Genomic DNA, 14,410 nt, shown 5'->3' with positions numbered 1-14,410 from the left:
GAAATCTATCAGCACACCGGCGGGCGAATCGAGGAAAGCGCCCGAAATTCCGGTGTCCAACGAGTTTGGTGTGCCCAAGGAAACAGGAATTGAGCACCAAGGCCAGCCTTGGGCGCCCGAAAGCACGTAGAGTAAAAGCACTATGGTGCACGAATACGATGCCTGGATGGACCTCGCTTTGGATGAGGCGCGCGCGGCGCTGGCCACCGACGACGTGCCGATCGGCGCGGTGGTCATCTCCCCCGAGGGCCGCGTGCTGGCCACCGGGCGCAATGAGCGCGAAGCGATCAAAGACCCCACCGCCCATGCCGAAGTGGTCGCCATTCGCAATGCGGTGCGGGCCTTGGAAGAACGCGGCCAAGACGACGGCTGGCGCCTGGCCGACTGCACATTGGTGGTCACATTGGAGCCCTGCGCCATGTGCGCCGGTGCAATCGTCCTGTCTCGCATCCCCAAACTTGTTTTTGGCGCCTGGGATGCAAAGGCCGGAGCCTGCGGATCGGTGTTCGATATCGTGCGCGAACCGCGCTTGAACCACTGGGTCGAAGTCTATTCGAGGGTCAAAGAGCAGGAATGCGCTGATCTCTTGCGCGAATTTTTCAAGGCAAAACGCGGCTAATCGCCCCCATTTGTGTGTTTCGAGCCACTTCAGGGCGATTATCGCGCTCTCGTTTTTGTATTCACCTTTGGTTCGGTATAGAGTTATCAGGTCTGGTGACGTGTCCGAGCGGCCGAAGGTGCAACACTCGAAATGTTGTGTACGGTAACCCCGTACCGTGGGTTCAAATCCCACCGTCACCGCGTAGAATAGCCCCGGGATCCTTGAGATCCCGGGGTTTTTCAATTCCCCAACTCGGCTTCCTGCCTGCTTTGACGTGCCCGCAGTCCCCCTTGATAAACACCCGGCACAGGGCGATACTTTGCTCATGGATATCGATATTGAGGTAAGGGTCGTGGACGGAGGGGACATCTGGGCGTCCACTGTTCCCGAAGTTCCCAGCGCCCCGTTGGAGATCCAAGGCTTTGCGGAAGCCCCGGATATCGAGCGAGCCATGACGGCGGAGATCACTGGCACGGACCTTGAATCCGTGTTCATCGCAAACCTTTTCGACTCAGGCGACGGCGACGGGGATTAGCCCGCTGCGGCTGCATGCCGCTCGAACATGCAGCAATGCTGCTTGCGCAGCACCAAGGCCGGTCGCCAACCCGGCTGCCACCAAATAGGAATCCCGGGAACCAATCGGATCCCCGGGATTCAACTTGGCCCTGAACCTGCTGAATGCTTAGTTCGCGAAAAGGTCTGTGAGCTTGCCCTTGGCATTCCACAGCGCCAGCGAGTCGCCGTCGTTGTTCAGCACGCCAGCTCCGTCAACGTAGAACGCTTCATCGCTGTTGGTGCCTGGTCCGGAGTACACACGCAGCTTCGCACCCGGTGCCAGCTCGTAGCCTTCGCCGATCTGCAGCTTGTTATTGGCCGCATCGCGAATCAGGTAGCCGCTGACGTCAATGGTGCGCCGACTGGTGTTCTCCACAATGACGTGTTCACCGTTTTCCGGGGTGACGTCGCTGCCAGGCACATCGTTGACGGCATCCGATATCAGCACGCCGTTGTTTGCGGGGAAGACCTTCTGCCCTTCGAGGTGTCGATCAATCTGCTGCGGGAAGTCCCCGGTGATGCGCTCGACGCCCAGGGCCAGAGCTTCGTCGGCCGCTTCAGGAGCGTTGACCGTGTAAACGCCAAGCCCCAGACCGGCATCCTTCACGCGTTGCGCCCCGGCCGCGTCAAGAGTGCGGTAGCTGGTGCCGAAAGCATCAGCATAGTTTGCGTAGTGCTCCAGTTCCTGAGCCGACGGAACGGTACCGGTCAGCTGCTGCAATGGCACCTCAGGGGCCAACTGGGCGAAACGTTCGTTGGAGGCCGCATCGAATCCAAGAACTTCAATCTTTCCGGACTCCAGCAAGGACTTCCACTGGCCGTTCTTAGCCAGAGCGTCAGCAACTACATGTTCGACTCCAGGAGACTTCGCTGGGTCCTTGATCTCGATGAACACGCCGGTCTCGCCAGCCAATGCGCCGGGAACATCATCGAAGTGCGGAATCTTGGCGCCGGAAAACTTGGCTGAGAAGTACGAGCCTGCATCCAGCTGCTGCAATTCATCCCAGGTGAACGAAGTAATCGGATCGTTGGCACGTTCTGGGAACACGTCTTCAACATTTGTGGTTCGGGCCGGAGTTCCGTCATGGAAGATGAACGGGACGCCGTCTTTGGAAAGCTGGACGTCGATTTCGATGAATTCGGCACCCGACTGGCTTCCGGCCTTGATGGCTTCCAAGGTGTTCTCCGGCGCCACACCTGCAGCGCCACGGTGCCCAATGACCAAAGGGCCGGAATCCGATGACTCAATCTCCGTTGCTGCTGCCGGTGCGCTAACTCCGGCAACCAGGCAGAGAGCTGCTGCTCCGAGGGTGATGTTGCGCAGTTTCATGGTGGATTTCCTTTGGTGTTGTTGATGAACACCAGCCATGCTTCCGCGCGCGCATGACCTCCACCTCAAGGTCAGTTGAAGCAGAGATTAATGTTTACTACTCAATAACGTGTTCGCTGAATTGCGTCTCCAAATTTGTTCCATTCAGCTCAAGATAGATCTGGCCTTCGGTCACCGAAACGGACATTGTGTTTCTGCGGGTTAGGCAACGCACCGCCTCATCAATGAAAACGGAATCAAAAGATCGAAAGCGAATATCTTCAGCTTGGTGGATGGTTTTGCCCCGCCATGCCGAAAGCAGCTTGGCAGGATCCCGGTGAGTGTAGATAGCCGCGCGGTCTGCTCGTTTGCTGCCAAGGTGAAGCCTCTGTGCGTCCGGCGCACCTACTTCAATCCATGCCGTGATCAACCCAGTCAGATCCTTGACCAGGATCGCTGGCTCTTCGCCCGTGGATACGCCACCGGCCGAGAAGGTGATCCCTTCTTCGTATTCCAAGCAGTAAGCCAGAACGCGCGTGATCATGTAGGCATCGGTTTCCGAAGGATGCTGCGCCACGCGCAGAGACAGATCCTCGTAAACCCCGCGATCTACATCAGCAAGTTGAACTTCAAAAGTGTGCATAGTCGCGCCGATAGCCATAGTTCTCGAGTTTACAGCGCGTGCGGCACCGCGAAGTGACACCCTACGCTTTACGGAATCAGGATGCTTCAGGGAAGATTCGAATGATGCGAACGTTCCGAGGGGTTTCCGGGATCCTCGTTTGCTTTTGGATCTGCTTGGTCAGCAATTCATCCATTCTTGCCAATCCAATTATTGGAGGAGGCGAAGAATCATAAGTGACTTCTCCGGGAGGATGAATTCTGATCTTGTGCGGATTTTCCTGAATGACTTCTTCAGTCCAGCCAGGCGCTTCCTTAGCCAAATTGCAGAAGGCGCACTTCATGCATCCATTGTTGCTACAGGTTTTTCCGCCCTTGCTGTGCTGATGCACATGATCTGCGTGGCGGGGTTTGTTATTGCAATAAGGCGTGCGGCAGTAAGGGTCCCTCAGTTGCAATAGCTTGCGCAATGAGCCTTTGAAAAGCCGATCCTTGGAATCCATAGCCACCAAATCCTGGCCGCCGGGCAGTGTATAGAGCCGTCGGATCATCGGGTAAGTCCTGATCCTGCGGCGCAATTGATCAAGCTCTTCAACCGGAGAGCAGTCGTCAACCTCTCCGTAGGCTTCAAACAGCCGGCGGGCATATTCCGCTGGCACGGAGCCGTAGCCCTGAATGGAGGCCGGTTCTTTTCCGTCCATCAGCAGAGCCATATCCGTCATCACGAGATTCACGTGCAGCTTGATTGGAAGTGGCTTGTCTGCTGGATGGCCCGTCAGCCGTGAAACCACGAGATCGGCCTTGATTTGGGAGATGGGACGCTGGTCTCCAGCCTTCTTCAGTTGCTGTGCCTCGTGCTCCAGCGATGCCTCCACAGCGATACCCACTTCAATGGGAAGGCTGGCGCTCAACCGGACACAGTCTTTGCCCCTGAAGAAGGATGCGCCACGATGCCCTGCTTTGCTTTCGATGTCTTGGTCGCGGCTTTCACCGCGCACTTCATCAACAGCTTTTTGTGCAATGTCGCGAGCTTCCTTGTCCGATGCCGTGTCAAACATGGTCGGGGCGCTGGCAATGAAGTTATCAAATTCCCGTCGCTCCGACCGGCTCATATCTTCTAGCGGAGCCAGGATGGCCATGATCAATTTCTCGCTGAATTCGCCATGCTGAAAACGGGAAAAAAGATATGGCATGTCGGCTATCAAGAATCGCATGCGGCGCACGTAGGCGATTGAAGCGTTCTGCGAACGCCTGCGGGCCATGGCTACATGGTGGGCCGTCCCGCGCTGCTTGGCCGTCACCGGCCCGCCAATGGTTCCGCCCTGTGTGGCATCCAAATGCGAAGCCAAGAGGGCCTGAACCGAAGCAAGGAACGCATTCTGAGATTCAATTTTCTGAAGCGCGATGATGCTTGAAGTCGGATCATCATCCGCGAGTGCGGCGCTGATAAAAGACTGATCGCTCTCGGAAAGACATGGAGTATCAGCGAAGGTGGTTCCGATTGGAAGCACATCTTCGAAGTTACTACCGAATACCCCATTGTTCTCGAACATACATCCAGTATACGCCGAATAACCCCGGGACAATAGGGTTTGTCCACAACGAAAAATCGAAACCGGACGTGGGAAATTCGAAAACTCGTGTGTATTAGGCTTCGCTGTCCGGATGGTCGTCGGACCATTGATGGGCACGGGTGACCAGCTGTTGAGCGAGGCCGGAAAGATCGCCCTTTGCACTGCCCAAAGCGACGCCGAGCAGGAACGTGCTCAAGGGTGCTGCCGGGCGGGCGACTTCGTGGGCCACGTGCTTGGCGACGTCCAAGACCGTGGCGATATCGATCTCGGCCGCGTCCAGGCCCAGCTCCCGGGTCGCGGCTTCGAGCCATTCGTTCAGTGCTTCGGGAGGCAAATGCACAGCCATGTCAGTTCCTTTCGTCGCGGCGGGCGCGTTCTAGCGCCTGCAAGGTATCGATGTCGTTGCTGGTCTCATCATCCACCGGCAGGTCGGCTAAATCCAGTTGGCCCAGCGCCGCGCGCACCGGGGCGTTGACCAGCCGATCGCCAAGTTCGGCGCAGGCGCGGGCAACGGCGGCCGTGCGATAGATGCCGGCGAGCCATTGTGTATAGCCGTGGGCATCGCGCAGCACCAATCCGTCGGAGGCCCGGTGATCGAGGTTATCGAGCAGGACTTGGACGACCGCTTCGGGATGTTCAAGGTCGCAGGCCAGGATCAGGCACCAGGGACTTTGCACTGCCCCGATCCCGGCGGCGATGCCAGCCAGCGGACCGGCAAAGGGCGGATCCTCACGCAGCACCGCATCGGCCAGGGCTCCGCTGGCCTTTTCGCCGGCCACGACCACGCGGACAGCACCTGCGTGGCGGGCGGCATGGATGACGCGATCGACCAGGCGCTGCCCGTGCAGCAGCAGTTCCGGCTTGTTCGCCCCGCCCAGCCGGGTGCCGCGTCCGCCGGCGAGGATGAGCGCATCGAAGTCGGTGCTCATGGAATCATCCTCAGAACCTCGACTTGATCGCCGGGGTTGATCTCGGTGATTCCGGCGGGCACCAGTGCGTAGCCTTCAGCCGCTCCAAAGCCTCCGACCGAGTGGGAAATGCTGCTGGCGTGAACCGCCGGGGCGCAACGCAGCGTCGACCCGTGCTGGAAAACTACGGGGATGACCTGCATGCGCCCGGCCGCGGCTTTCCACGCCACTGCGGCCACCGCCCGCAGGGTGGGGCGCAGCACTTCGCGGTGGCCCTGCATGGCGCGCAGGCATGGGCGCACGAACAATTCGAAGCTGACCGCTGCGCTGACCGGGTTGCCGGGCAGCGCGAAGACCATCGCGCCGGATTCCAATCGTCCCGCGCATTGCGGCTGCCCCGGCCGGATCTTCACCCGGGCCGCCCGAACCCCCGGCTCGGCCTCCAGCACCTGGCGCATCACGTCATAGGCGCCGGGGCCAACGCCTCCGGTGCTCAGCACGGCATCATGGGTGGCACCGAGAATATCGAGCTGTTCGCGGACCGCGCAGATGTCATCCACGCAGTGCACCACCGTGGCTGCCTGGATGCCTGCTTCGGCCAGCAGGCCGGCCATGAGCAGCGAATTGGTTTCCGGGATCTGCCCGCGCGAAAGATCTTCACCAGGGGCACGCAATTCCGCCCCGGTGACCAGCACGGCCACCCTGGGCGCGGTGCGCACCACCAGCGTGCTGGCACCGGCGGCGGCCAGCGCCGAAAGCCTGGCTGCGCTCAGCGTCTCGCCGGCGTAGGCCATCAGGTCCCCTGCGGCCTTGTCCTCTCCGCTTCGCCGGATGTCCTTGCCCTGCGGCACCTGCACGTTGACCTGCACGGTGTCCACATCCCAGCCGTCAATGGCCGCCGAGGTATCCTCGATGCGCGCCACCGCATCGGCATCCGAGGGAATCGGGGCACCGGTCATGATCTTCACGCACTGGCCCGGTTCGAGCTTCGGGTCCCAGCCGCTGCCGGCCGGAACTTCGCCGATCACCTCCAAGGCAATCGGCGCTGCCGCGGTATCGCCAGAGCGCACCGCATAGCCGTCCATGGCCGAGTTGTCCCACAGCGGCAGCGGGTGCGCGGAGGCGACATCTTCAGCCAGCACCGCGCCGTGCAGGGCGGCAAAGCCGCCAGAGACCTCGATGCGCTGCGGGGCCAGCGGCGCAATCTGCGCAAGCAGCCGCGCACGATGGGTTTCGAGGTCTACGGGTTCATTGCCGGTGCTCATGGTTGTCCCTCCTGGATGCTGCGTGGATGCCGGGCGGGCAGCGTGGCCACCACTGCACGCACAAATCGGTTGGCCGGGTCGGCGAAGACCTGCTCGACGGTGCCCCGCTGGATCACCTGTCCCCGCTCCAGCACCAGCAGGTCATCGGCGAGGGCCAGGGCGTCGGTGGCCGAATGCGAGATGACGATGGCGCTGGTCGCGGTGCGCTCCAGCTCCTCGCGCACCAGCGCGCGCATATCCATGGCCGCTTCGACATCCAGCGAGGCGAAGGGCTCGTCGATCAGCAGCAGCTTGGGCCGGGCGGCCAGGGCGCGGGCCAGGGCGATGCGCTGGCGCTGCCCGCCGGACAGCGCCGCCGGACGCTGGCCAGCCAGCTCCTCCAGCCCCAGCCGCGCGAGCCATTCGCGGGCGGTGGCCAGCGCCGCGGCTTTGCCCGCCCCCGAGGCGTGCGCCCCGAAGGCAATGTTCTTGGCCGCGTCCAGATGCGGGAAAAGGTGCGATTCCTGCCCCAGCAGCCCCACCCCGCGCAGGTGCGGGGCCAGATGCCGGCGTTCATCGGCCAGGACGGCGCCATCGAGTTCGATCCGCCCGCCAGCGATTTTCTGGGTTCCGGCAATGGCGTTGACGATGGTGGACTTGCCGGCGCCGCTGGGCCCCATGATCGCCAGCGTGCTGCCGGAGCGCACCTCGAATTCCACGTTGACCTCGAAGCCGGTGCGCACAACCCGCAGGTCGGCGAGCAGCCTCATTTGATGGCCCCCGGGCGCCAGGCGCGCACGCACAACAGCACCAGCACCGCGGTGGCCAGCAGCAGCAGGGACAGCGCCACGGCGGTGTCCCTGCCTGCACCGGCGCCGTTGAACGCGGTATAGATCGCCAGCGGCATGGTCTGGGTGACCCCCGGCGCATTTCCAGCAAAGAGCGCGGTGGCCCCGAATTCGCCGATCGCCCGGGCGAAGCACAGGATGACTCCGGCCACCAGCCCCGGCGCGGCCAGCGGCAGGGTGATGCGGGTGAGCACCATCCATCGCCCGGCGCCCAGGGTGGCTGCGGCCTGCTCGTAGCCGGTACCGGCCGCGCGCAGCGAGCCCTCCACCGAGAGCACCAGGAAGGGCAGGGCCACGAAGCCTTGCGCGATCACCACGGCGGCAGTGGAAAAGGGCAGGGTGAACCCCCACAGCGAATCGATCAGCTGGCCGATCGGGCTGGTGCGCCCGAAGAGGAAGAGCAGCGCCACCCCGCCGACCATCGGCGGCAGCACCAGCGGCACGGCAATCAGCGCGCGCAGCAATTGCGCGATCCTCGGGCCGCTGCGGGCGATCACCAGGGCCAGCGGCACCCCGAGCAGCACGCACAGCGCGGTGGCCGCCACCCCGGTGCGCACCGAGAGCCACAGGGCCGCCACGGCCTGTTCGCTGGTGGCATCGGCCAGCAGGGTGGACCAGCTGGCGCGGCCCAGCAACGCCAGCAGCGGCAAGACCAGCAGGGCCAGGCCCAGCACCGCCGGGGCGAAGGTGAAGGCCGGGACGCGCAGCCCGGTATCGCTAGCCATTGCCCTGCGCAGCCCCGCTGCCAAAACCGTACTCGGCCAGGATCTCTTGGCCGCGCTCGCCGATCACGAAGTCCAGGAATTCCTGGGCGGCCGGGTTCTCGCCCAAGGTGGCGATCGGGTAGCTGTTGACCACCTTGTCGGCTCCCTCGGGCACGATGGCGGCCAGATCCGGTTCGTCCTGCACGTCGCTGGCGTAGACCAGCCCGGCGTCGGCTTCCCCGGCGGCCACCTTCTGCACCACCGCCGTGACATTCTGCTCTTCGCTCACCGGCTTCAGGTCCACGCCGGCATTCTCCAGCAGCTGCCGCGAGGCATTGCCGCAAGGCACCTGCGCTGCGCACAGCACCGTGCTGGCCCCGGCCAGGTCGGATAGCGAGCTGATGTTGGCAGGGTTGTTCTTGGGCACCGCGATCACCAGGGTATTGCTGGCAAAAATCACCGGTTCGTGGCCGAACCCGGCCTCGGTCACCTCGGCCATGGTGCGTTCATCGGCGGAGGCAAAAACGTCCACGTCGGCACCTTCCACAATCTGGGTGGCCAAGGTGGAGGAACCGTCATAGTTGATGCCGGCGATCTGAACCTCGGGGTGCTCGGCCTGGAATTCCTTGGCGATCTGGTCGAACGCCTCATGCAGCGAAGCCGCGGCGGAAACCGTAATGACCTGCTGGTCAGCGGGCTTGTCGCTGGTGCACGAAGTCAGCGCAAGGGTGGCAGCGGTGCCTGCCAGCAGGATTCGGGCAGCCAGCGGCCAGGTTACGCGCATGAGTTCTCCAGTACTTGGGCTTTGTGCCCATGCTACAACCGGGCAGCGGGCAAGCGCGGTATTTTACGTGTTGATTTGCTGTTTTACCCGCCCGTCTTCCACCTCCTGCCTGCGGCAGTTACGCTGGTAGCTATGACAGTTCTACCGGCCGGGGATATCACCGACGCCCGCGGGCGGCCCTTGCATGATTTGCGGATCTCGGTGACCGACCGCTGCAATTTCCGCTGCGTCTACTGCATGCCCAAGGAGATTTTCGGCCGCGACTTCGCCTTCCGCGAGCGTTCGGAGCTGCTGAGTTTCGAGGAGATCGAACGGCTCGCCCGCATCAGCGTCACGCTCGGCGTGACCAAGCTGCGGCTGACCGGTGGCGAACCCCTGCTGCGCCGGGGCATTACCGAACTGGTCTCGATGCTCGCACAGTTGCGCACCCCCGAAGGCGCGCCGGTGGATCTGGCAATGACCACCAATGGCTCGGCCCTGCCCAAGATGGCGCAGTCGCTGAAGGACGCCGGGCTGAACCGCGTGACCATCTCGCTGGATTCGCTCGATGATGCCAAGTTCAAGGCCATCAACGACGTGAACTTCCCGGTCGCCCGAGTGCTGGAGGCCATCGAGGTGGCCCGCGAGGTCGGCCTGGGTCCAGTGAAAATCAATACCGTTCTCAAGCGTGGCGTCAACGACGATGAAATCCTGAAACTGGCCGAGCACTTCCGTGGCACCGGGGCGATCCTGCGCTTCATCGAGTACATGGATGTGGGCACCACCAACGGCTGGAAGCTGGACGAGGTCTTGCCATCGGCCGAGGTGGTCTCGATGATCAACCAGCGCTGGGCGCTTGAGCCGGCGGCCAAAACCGAGCCGGGCGAAACTGCCAACCGCTGGCGCTACACCGACGGGGCCGGGGAAATCGGCGTGATCTCCAGCGTCACCAATGCCTTCTGCGGCAATTGCTCGCGCTCGCGGGTTTCGGCGGAGGGGCAGCTCTACACCTGCCTGTTCGCCGGCTCCGGCTATGACCTGCGCAAGCTGATGCGCGATGGGATCAGCGACGAGGATTTGGCCAAGGCGCTGACCGGCCACTGGCGCAAGCGCGATGACAATTATTCCGAGCTGCGCGCCGCGCTGACCCCGGGAAACCGCAAGCGCATCGAGATGTCCTACATCGGGGGCTAGCCCATGGTTTTCTGCCCATCCAGGGATTCGCGGATGATGTCCGCATGCCCTGAATGCTGGGTGGTCTCGGCGATGATGTGCATCAGGGTGCGGCGCACCGACCAGTGGGTGTCGACAAACCACGGAGCCGAGGGCAATTCGTGCATGGCGTCCAGATCCACTTCGGCCAGCAGCGCGTCGGTGCTCTCGGCGATCAGCGCATAGTTTTCCAGCAGCGCTTCCAGGCTGTCGCCGTCCTGCATGCGGAATTCGTTGAGGAAGGCCTCGATCGCCTCGGGTGGCATCTGGCTGAAATCCGCTCCGTCCCAGGCCATGGCGGCCCGGCCCTTGACCATGAATTCCTGCCACTGCTTTTCCACGGCGCTCACATGCTTGATCAACCCGCCGAGGGTCAATTCGCTGACGGTGGTGCGCTGCGCAGCCTGCTCGTCGTTCAGGCCCTGGACGGTGAAACGCAGGAAATGCCGTGCGTTGGCCAGGGCTTGGAACAAATCGGCACGTTCGCCGCTCAATATGGTGTTGGTGATGGCCATGGTGCTCATGATTGCCTCCTGGCATAAGCTGCAGCCGGTATTTCCAGCTGGCAATAACCAGAGTAGAAGTGAAAAGTGCCAGTTTCTGTCCTAAATCAAGGCAGACTTGTTGCATGAGTACCAGCACCAGATTTTTGCGCCTGCTCTCGCTCTTGCAGACCCATCGCTATTGGTCCGGGGATGAACTGGCCGACCGCCTGGACGTCAGCTTGCGCACCGTTCGCCGGGACATCGAGCGGCTGCGCGATCTCGGTTATCCGGTGCAGGCTGATCGCGGCGTAGGTGGAGGCTATCAGCTGGCCTCCGGCACCGCGCTGCCTCCCTTGGTGCTCGACGATGAGGAGGCCGTGGCGCTGGTGGCCGCATTGCAGTCCACGGTGCACGGCGGATCCTCCGCGCTGGCCGAGGCGGCACTGCGGGCGATGGGGAAGGTTCTGCCCGTGCTTCCCGCCAGATTAAGGAAGCAGGCACAGGCGCTGACCGCGAGCACCGTCCCGCTCAATTCCCGGTCCACGGCTGTGGATCCCGTGGACCCTGCAGTGCTGGTGGCTTTTGCCCAGGCCTGCCGCGACCACGAGCGAATCGCCTTCGACTACAAGGACGCGAAGTCAGCAGCGACCTCGCGCCGCGTAGAGCCGGTCCAGCTGGTGAATGTGGGCAACCGCTATTACCTGGTGGCTTTTGATCTGGATCGCGATGATTGGCGCAGCTTCCGCGTGGACCGCGCGCAGAACGCCTCGCCCAGGGCGTTGCGCTTCATCCCCCGGCCGGTGCCTGGTGGCGATGCGGCGGGGTTTGTCCGCGCAGGATTGCGTGGCAGCGGGCAGCCAGGCGTGAGCGCGCGAGTTCACGCCAATGCCGAAAAGCTGGAGCCGCTCATTGGCCGCTGGTTCGAGATCCAGCAGATCGATGGGGACAGTTGCCTGGTGCGCACCGAAAATATGGATTTGCGCTGGGCCGCGTTCGGACTGGCAATGAGCGAGGCAAAGGTCAGCGAGGTGCAGCCAAAGGAACTGCGCGCGCTTCTGGATTCCTGGATTTCGAATATCGGTTCCACGCCGGGAAAGTTGTGAGATGCAACAAAAAACGTCGTAACAGCTTGACGATGCCACAACCGCGAGGCGTATAGTCGCTGGCGTGCTCATTGCATTCAAATCGTTCGGAGTAAACGCTTTGATTAGCGAATACTTAAAGATTGAATCTTCGGCATAGTCAGATCCACGCACCCTGAGGCCCTCTGCCCGCCCGTCGACTACGCCTAGGAAAGGCTGATTCATGACCACTGCCGACTTTACCGCCGATGCGCAAACGATCCTTCCCGAGCTGGTTGAACTGCGCCGCGCGTTGCACGCGGACCCGGAGCTCGGACTGGATCTGCCCCGCACCCAGCAAAAAGTACTTAACGCCCTCCAAGGGCTGCCCCTGGACATCACTACCGGCACGCGCACCAGCTCGGTGACCGCAGTGCTTCGAGGGGAACTGCCCGGACCGACGGTCCTGCTTCGCGGCGACATGGACGCATTGCCGATTCTCGAAGAGACCAATCTGGACTTCGCCTCTGTTAATGGCAACATGCACGCCTGCGGCCACGATCTGCATACTGCGGGACTTGTTGGCGCAGCCAAGTTGCTCTCGGCTCGGCAAAGTGAGCTTCATGGCTCGGTCATCTTCATGTTCCAGCCAGGCGAAGAAGGCCACGGCGGCGCCAAGATCATGCTTGAAGAGGGGCTGCTTTCGGCTGCCGGAGAACGTCCGGTTGCCGCCTACGCGATCCATGTGGGTCCCGGTCCGCGAGGAGTCTTCGCAACTCGGGGCGGCCCGGTAGCCGCCGGGTCAAACCAGCTAACAGTGAAGCTGAAGGGACGCGGCGGACATGGCTCGCAACCCCACCAGACCCTGGATCCGGTACCGGCTGCCGCGGAGCTCGTCCTGGCCTTGCAGAGTTTTGTAACTCGACGGTTCAATGCCTTCGATCCGGTGGTTCTCTCGATCACGCGGCTGTCCACGGGAGACGGAGCAATCAATGTCATCCCGGAAAGCGTCGAACTGGCTGCCACCATCCGCACCATGTCCCACGACTCCCTGGCAGTCCTCGAAGAAGGACTGCCGCGAGTCGTCCACGGCGTGGCAGCAGCCCATGAGCTCACCGCAGACGTAAGTTTTGACACGCTCTACCCGGTGACCGTGAATGATGCCGCCGAGACCGAGGCAGCGCTGGAAACAATGCGCGAAATCTATGGTGAACAGCGCGTTGCGCTGATGCCTTCGCCGATGATGGGCTCCGAGGATTTCGCATTCGTGCTCGACGAAGTTCCGGGTACCTTTATTGGCCTGTTGACGTCTCCACCCGACTTGGCTGCCGAAGAAACCGAGTGGAACCACTCGCCACGGGTGGTTTTTGACGACACAGTGCTCGCAGATCAGGCCGCAGCCCTGGCAGCCATCGCGTTTAAGCGAACCGCCCGGTGAGCTGTGGAGCTGCGCGCTAATTCTTGAGAATTACGGTGGTTTGGGCCCCTGCATATTCAAACCCTGCGCGCAGCGCCGTTTTGATCGACGCAGCATTGTCGACGTGCACGCGCCACTGAGGAATCAGGCCGGCGTCCACTGCATGCTTTTGGGCAATAGCGACAGCTTGAGAACCGAGTCCGCTTCGCCGACTGGCCGGTGATACGAGCGCGCCGAGGTGGGCCAGTTTTTCTTCCCACACGTCGTAGCCCGCCCCTGCCAAAGGCAGCGACTCGGTCTCAGCTTCGTTGAGCAAGACAAAGGTATTGTCCATCTCGCTCAAGCCGACTTCTGCGGCGTCTTCGGCTGGGCAGGCTGTTTCGAGAGCAACGGCGTGCGCTCGCGCACGGCTCGCCTGTGCGTTTGGGCTTGGCAACATTGGTGCTGAATCATTGAAGTACAACTTCGCTTCTCCGAGGGCCCGCCCACCATAGGGAGCGCTGAGTTCTAAAAGTTTCGCGTGGCTGACTAGTTCCGAATCGGGCAGCTCTCGGCCAGCCTCCATTGCCCATGAGGGGCCAACAAGAATCCCCGTTCCGAACAATGAAACGAACATGAGCACGGCACTATCGTTCTTTTCGCGATAAACCCTTTCCGCTCCCCGCGCCAAGGCTTCCGCCGAAACGCCGAGAATCGATGCCCAGGATTGTCGGATAGTCGCGATGGTGTCGGCTTGAAGCGTCATGCCGACAGACTAGCGGATTTCACGACGGAGCTATTGTATGGAGGACCGAATTGAATGACGGGAACACCCAAGCCTTTTATCAGGATTCGAACTGGCAGATACTCGATGCTTAGGTTACAAATAAAGTCATGGTCTGGTTGCGCTTCAGGAAAACTCGGGAGGAAACAGAACGAACTGATAGACGGGATCTGTGAACTTCGAAGCTCACTCAGACGCATCCTGCAAGGAATCGGCGTCGCAACTTCCGTTCCAGCCACAAATTTTCGTCTGTCCATTTCTCGTCCGGACAACGCAAATCGAGCGTGCAGCAACTAATGACGCGTCGCTGGTATGTTGAATGAAAGAGTGGCCTTGGCACTTCCT

General features: G+C 61.8%; 16 protein-coding genes and 1 tRNA gene. 6 read left to right on the top strand and 11 right to left on the bottom strand.

Going from position 1 to position 14,410, the window contains the following annotated elements:
- Positions 1-142: 142 nt before the first annotated feature.
- The 3 genes from tadA to AC6CHO_RS09025 all read left to right on the top strand — a co-directional run bounded on the left by tadA (position 143) and on the right by AC6CHO_RS09025 (position 1,136).
- The gene (gene tadA, locus AC6CHO_RS09035; protein WP_498214708.1) at positions 143-619 is read left to right on the top strand and encodes a tRNA adenosine(34) deaminase TadA; all 477 of its coding nucleotides are present in this window, start codon (positions 143-145) and stop codon (positions 617-619) included.
- Positions 620-713: 94 nt separating this feature from the next.
- Positions 714-801 (top strand) — tRNA-Ser (locus AC6CHO_RS09030).
- Positions 802-926: 125 nt separating this feature from the next.
- Positions 927-1,136 (top strand): hypothetical protein, encoded by a 210-nt coding sequence (locus AC6CHO_RS09025; protein WP_498214707.1) that lies wholly within the window; start codon positions 927-929, stop codon positions 1,134-1,136.
- Between the two features lie 147 nt (positions 1,137-1,283).
- Here AC6CHO_RS09025 and AC6CHO_RS09020 read toward each other — a convergent pair whose 3' ends face one another.
- The 9 genes from AC6CHO_RS09020 to modA all read right to left on the bottom strand — a co-directional run bounded on the left by AC6CHO_RS09020 (position 1,284) and on the right by modA (position 9,148).
- Positions 1,284-2,486 carry a glycerophosphodiester phosphodiesterase family protein gene (locus tag AC6CHO_RS09020; protein ID WP_498214706.1) on the bottom strand — a complete coding sequence of 401 codons (1,203 nt, stop codon included), beginning with the start codon at positions 2,484-2,486 and terminating at the stop codon, positions 1,284-1,286.
- A 97-nt stretch (positions 2,487-2,583) separates the two neighbouring features.
- A complete protein-coding gene (locus AC6CHO_RS09015; RefSeq protein ID WP_444660865.1) occupies positions 2,584-3,126 on the bottom strand; it encodes a YaeQ family protein in 543 nt (180 codons plus the stop codon).
- A 58-nt stretch (positions 3,127-3,184) separates the two neighbouring features.
- The gene (locus tag AC6CHO_RS09010; RefSeq protein WP_498214705.1) at positions 3,185-4,639 is read right to left on the bottom strand and encodes an HNH endonuclease; all 1,455 of its coding nucleotides are present in this window, start codon (positions 4,637-4,639) and stop codon (positions 3,185-3,187) included.
- Positions 4,640-4,733: 94 nt separating this feature from the next.
- Positions 4,734-5,006 carry a DUF6457 domain-containing protein gene (locus AC6CHO_RS09005; RefSeq protein WP_498214704.1) on the bottom strand — a complete coding sequence of 91 codons (273 nt, stop codon included), beginning with the start codon at positions 5,004-5,006 and terminating at the stop codon, positions 4,734-4,736.
- A 1-nt stretch (position 5,007) separates the two neighbouring features.
- The gene (mobA, locus tag AC6CHO_RS09000) at positions 5,008-5,589 is read right to left on the bottom strand and encodes a molybdenum cofactor guanylyltransferase (protein WP_498214703.1); all 582 of its coding nucleotides are present in this window, start codon (positions 5,587-5,589) and stop codon (positions 5,008-5,010) included.
- Positions 5,586-6,833 carry a molybdopterin molybdotransferase MoeA gene (locus AC6CHO_RS08995; protein WP_498214702.1) on the bottom strand — a complete coding sequence of 416 codons (1,248 nt, stop codon included), beginning with the start codon at positions 6,831-6,833 and terminating at the stop codon, positions 5,586-5,588. The genes mobA and AC6CHO_RS08995 overlap by 4 nt, the downstream gene beginning before the upstream one ends.
- Positions 6,830-7,582: an ATP-binding cassette domain-containing protein gene (locus tag AC6CHO_RS08990; RefSeq protein ID WP_498214701.1), complete on the bottom strand. Its 753-nt coding sequence runs from the start codon at positions 7,580-7,582 to the stop codon at positions 6,830-6,832. Before AC6CHO_RS08990 ends, AC6CHO_RS08995 begins: the two co-directional genes overlap by 4 nt.
- On the bottom strand, positions 7,579-8,385 hold the full coding sequence (locus tag AC6CHO_RS08985; protein WP_060700559.1) for an ABC transporter permease: 807 nt from the start codon (positions 8,383-8,385) through the stop codon (positions 7,579-7,581). Before AC6CHO_RS08985 ends, AC6CHO_RS08990 begins: the two co-directional genes overlap by 4 nt.
- Entirely contained in the window at positions 8,378-9,148 is a 771-nt protein-coding gene (gene modA / locus AC6CHO_RS08980; RefSeq protein WP_498214700.1) for a molybdate ABC transporter substrate-binding protein, read from the bottom strand. Before modA ends, AC6CHO_RS08985 begins: the two co-directional genes overlap by 8 nt.
- 132 nt (positions 9,149-9,280) lie before the next feature.
- Between modA and moaA the strand changes: the two genes are divergently transcribed.
- Positions 9,281-10,321, top strand: a complete 1,041-nt coding sequence (gene moaA / locus AC6CHO_RS08975; RefSeq protein WP_498214699.1) for a GTP 3',8-cyclase MoaA — start codon at positions 9,281-9,283, stop codon at positions 10,319-10,321.
- Here the strand turns inward: moaA and AC6CHO_RS08970 are convergent.
- A complete protein-coding gene (locus tag AC6CHO_RS08970; protein ID WP_498214698.1) occupies positions 10,318-10,863 on the bottom strand; it encodes a DinB family protein in 546 nt (181 codons plus the stop codon). The two genes, moaA and AC6CHO_RS08970, sit on opposite strands and share 4 nt — an antisense overlap.
- 104 nt (positions 10,864-10,967) lie before the next feature.
- Between AC6CHO_RS08970 and AC6CHO_RS08965 the strand changes: the two genes are divergently transcribed.
- Both AC6CHO_RS08965 and AC6CHO_RS08960 read left to right on the top strand, forming a co-directional pair.
- On the top strand, positions 10,968-11,927 hold the full coding sequence (locus tag AC6CHO_RS08965; protein ID WP_498214697.1) for a helix-turn-helix transcriptional regulator: 960 nt from the start codon (positions 10,968-10,970) through the stop codon (positions 11,925-11,927).
- A 202-nt stretch (positions 11,928-12,129) separates the two neighbouring features.
- Positions 12,130-13,323 (top strand): M20 metallopeptidase family protein, encoded by a 1,194-nt coding sequence (locus AC6CHO_RS08960; protein ID WP_498214696.1) that lies wholly within the window; start codon positions 12,130-12,132, stop codon positions 13,321-13,323.
- 16 nt (positions 13,324-13,339) lie between these two features.
- On the opposite strand, the gene AC6CHO_RS08955 is transcribed toward AC6CHO_RS08960, so the two are convergent.
- Positions 13,340-14,047: a GNAT family N-acetyltransferase gene (locus tag AC6CHO_RS08955; protein WP_444660878.1), complete on the bottom strand. Its 708-nt coding sequence runs from the start codon at positions 14,045-14,047 to the stop codon at positions 13,340-13,342.
- Positions 14,048-14,410: the final 363 nt, after the last annotated feature.

This window comes from Glutamicibacter sp. GQ173 (genome assembly GCF_059759215.1).
Note: the sequence above shows the minus strand (reverse complement) of the source record. Positions and strands in the feature narration are given on the sequence as shown.

Bases quoted from the DNA above. Each gene is read 5' to 3' on its own strand.
- tadA (WP_498214708.1), top strand. From the start codon at position 143: ATGGTGCACGAATACGATGCCTGGATGGACCTCGCTTTGGATGAGGCG.
- AC6CHO_RS09025 (WP_498214707.1), top strand. From the start codon at position 927: ATGGATATCGATATTGAGGTAAGGGTCGTGGACGGAGGGGACATCTGG.
- AC6CHO_RS09020 (WP_498214706.1), bottom strand. From the start codon at position 2,486: ATGAAACTGCGCAACATCACCCTCGGAGCAGCAGCTCTCTGCCTGGTT.
- AC6CHO_RS09015 (WP_444660865.1), bottom strand. From the start codon at position 3,126: ATGGCTATCGGCGCGACTATGCACACTTTTGAAGTTCAACTTGCTGAT.
- AC6CHO_RS09010 (WP_498214705.1), bottom strand. From the start codon at position 4,639: ATGTTCGAGAACAATGGGGTATTCGGTAGTAACTTCGAAGATGTGCTT.
- AC6CHO_RS09005 (WP_498214704.1), bottom strand. From the start codon at position 5,006: ATGGCTGTGCATTTGCCTCCCGAAGCACTGAACGAATGGCTCGAAGCC.
- mobA (WP_498214703.1), bottom strand. From the start codon at position 5,589: ATGAGCACCGACTTCGATGCGCTCATCCTCGCCGGCGGACGCGGCACC.
- AC6CHO_RS08995 (WP_498214702.1), bottom strand. From the start codon at position 6,833: ATGAGCACCGGCAATGAACCCGTAGACCTCGAAACCCATCGTGCGCGG.
- AC6CHO_RS08990 (WP_498214701.1), bottom strand. From the start codon at position 7,582: ATGAGGCTGCTCGCCGACCTGCGGGTTGTGCGCACCGGCTTCGAGGTC.
- AC6CHO_RS08985 (WP_060700559.1), bottom strand. From the start codon at position 8,385: ATGGCTAGCGATACCGGGCTGCGCGTCCCGGCCTTCACCTTCGCCCCG.
- modA (WP_498214700.1), bottom strand. From the start codon at position 9,148: ATGCGCGTAACCTGGCCGCTGGCTGCCCGAATCCTGCTGGCAGGCACC.
- moaA (WP_498214699.1), top strand. From the start codon at position 9,281: ATGACAGTTCTACCGGCCGGGGATATCACCGACGCCCGCGGGCGGCCC.
- AC6CHO_RS08970 (WP_498214698.1), bottom strand. From the start codon at position 10,863: ATGAGCACCATGGCCATCACCAACACCATATTGAGCGGCGAACGTGCC.
- AC6CHO_RS08965 (WP_498214697.1), top strand. From the start codon at position 10,968: ATGAGTACCAGCACCAGATTTTTGCGCCTGCTCTCGCTCTTGCAGACC.
- AC6CHO_RS08960 (WP_498214696.1), top strand. From the start codon at position 12,130: ATGACCACTGCCGACTTTACCGCCGATGCGCAAACGATCCTTCCCGAG.
- AC6CHO_RS08955 (WP_444660878.1), bottom strand. From the start codon at position 14,047: ATGACGCTTCAAGCCGACACCATCGCGACTATCCGACAATCCTGGGCA.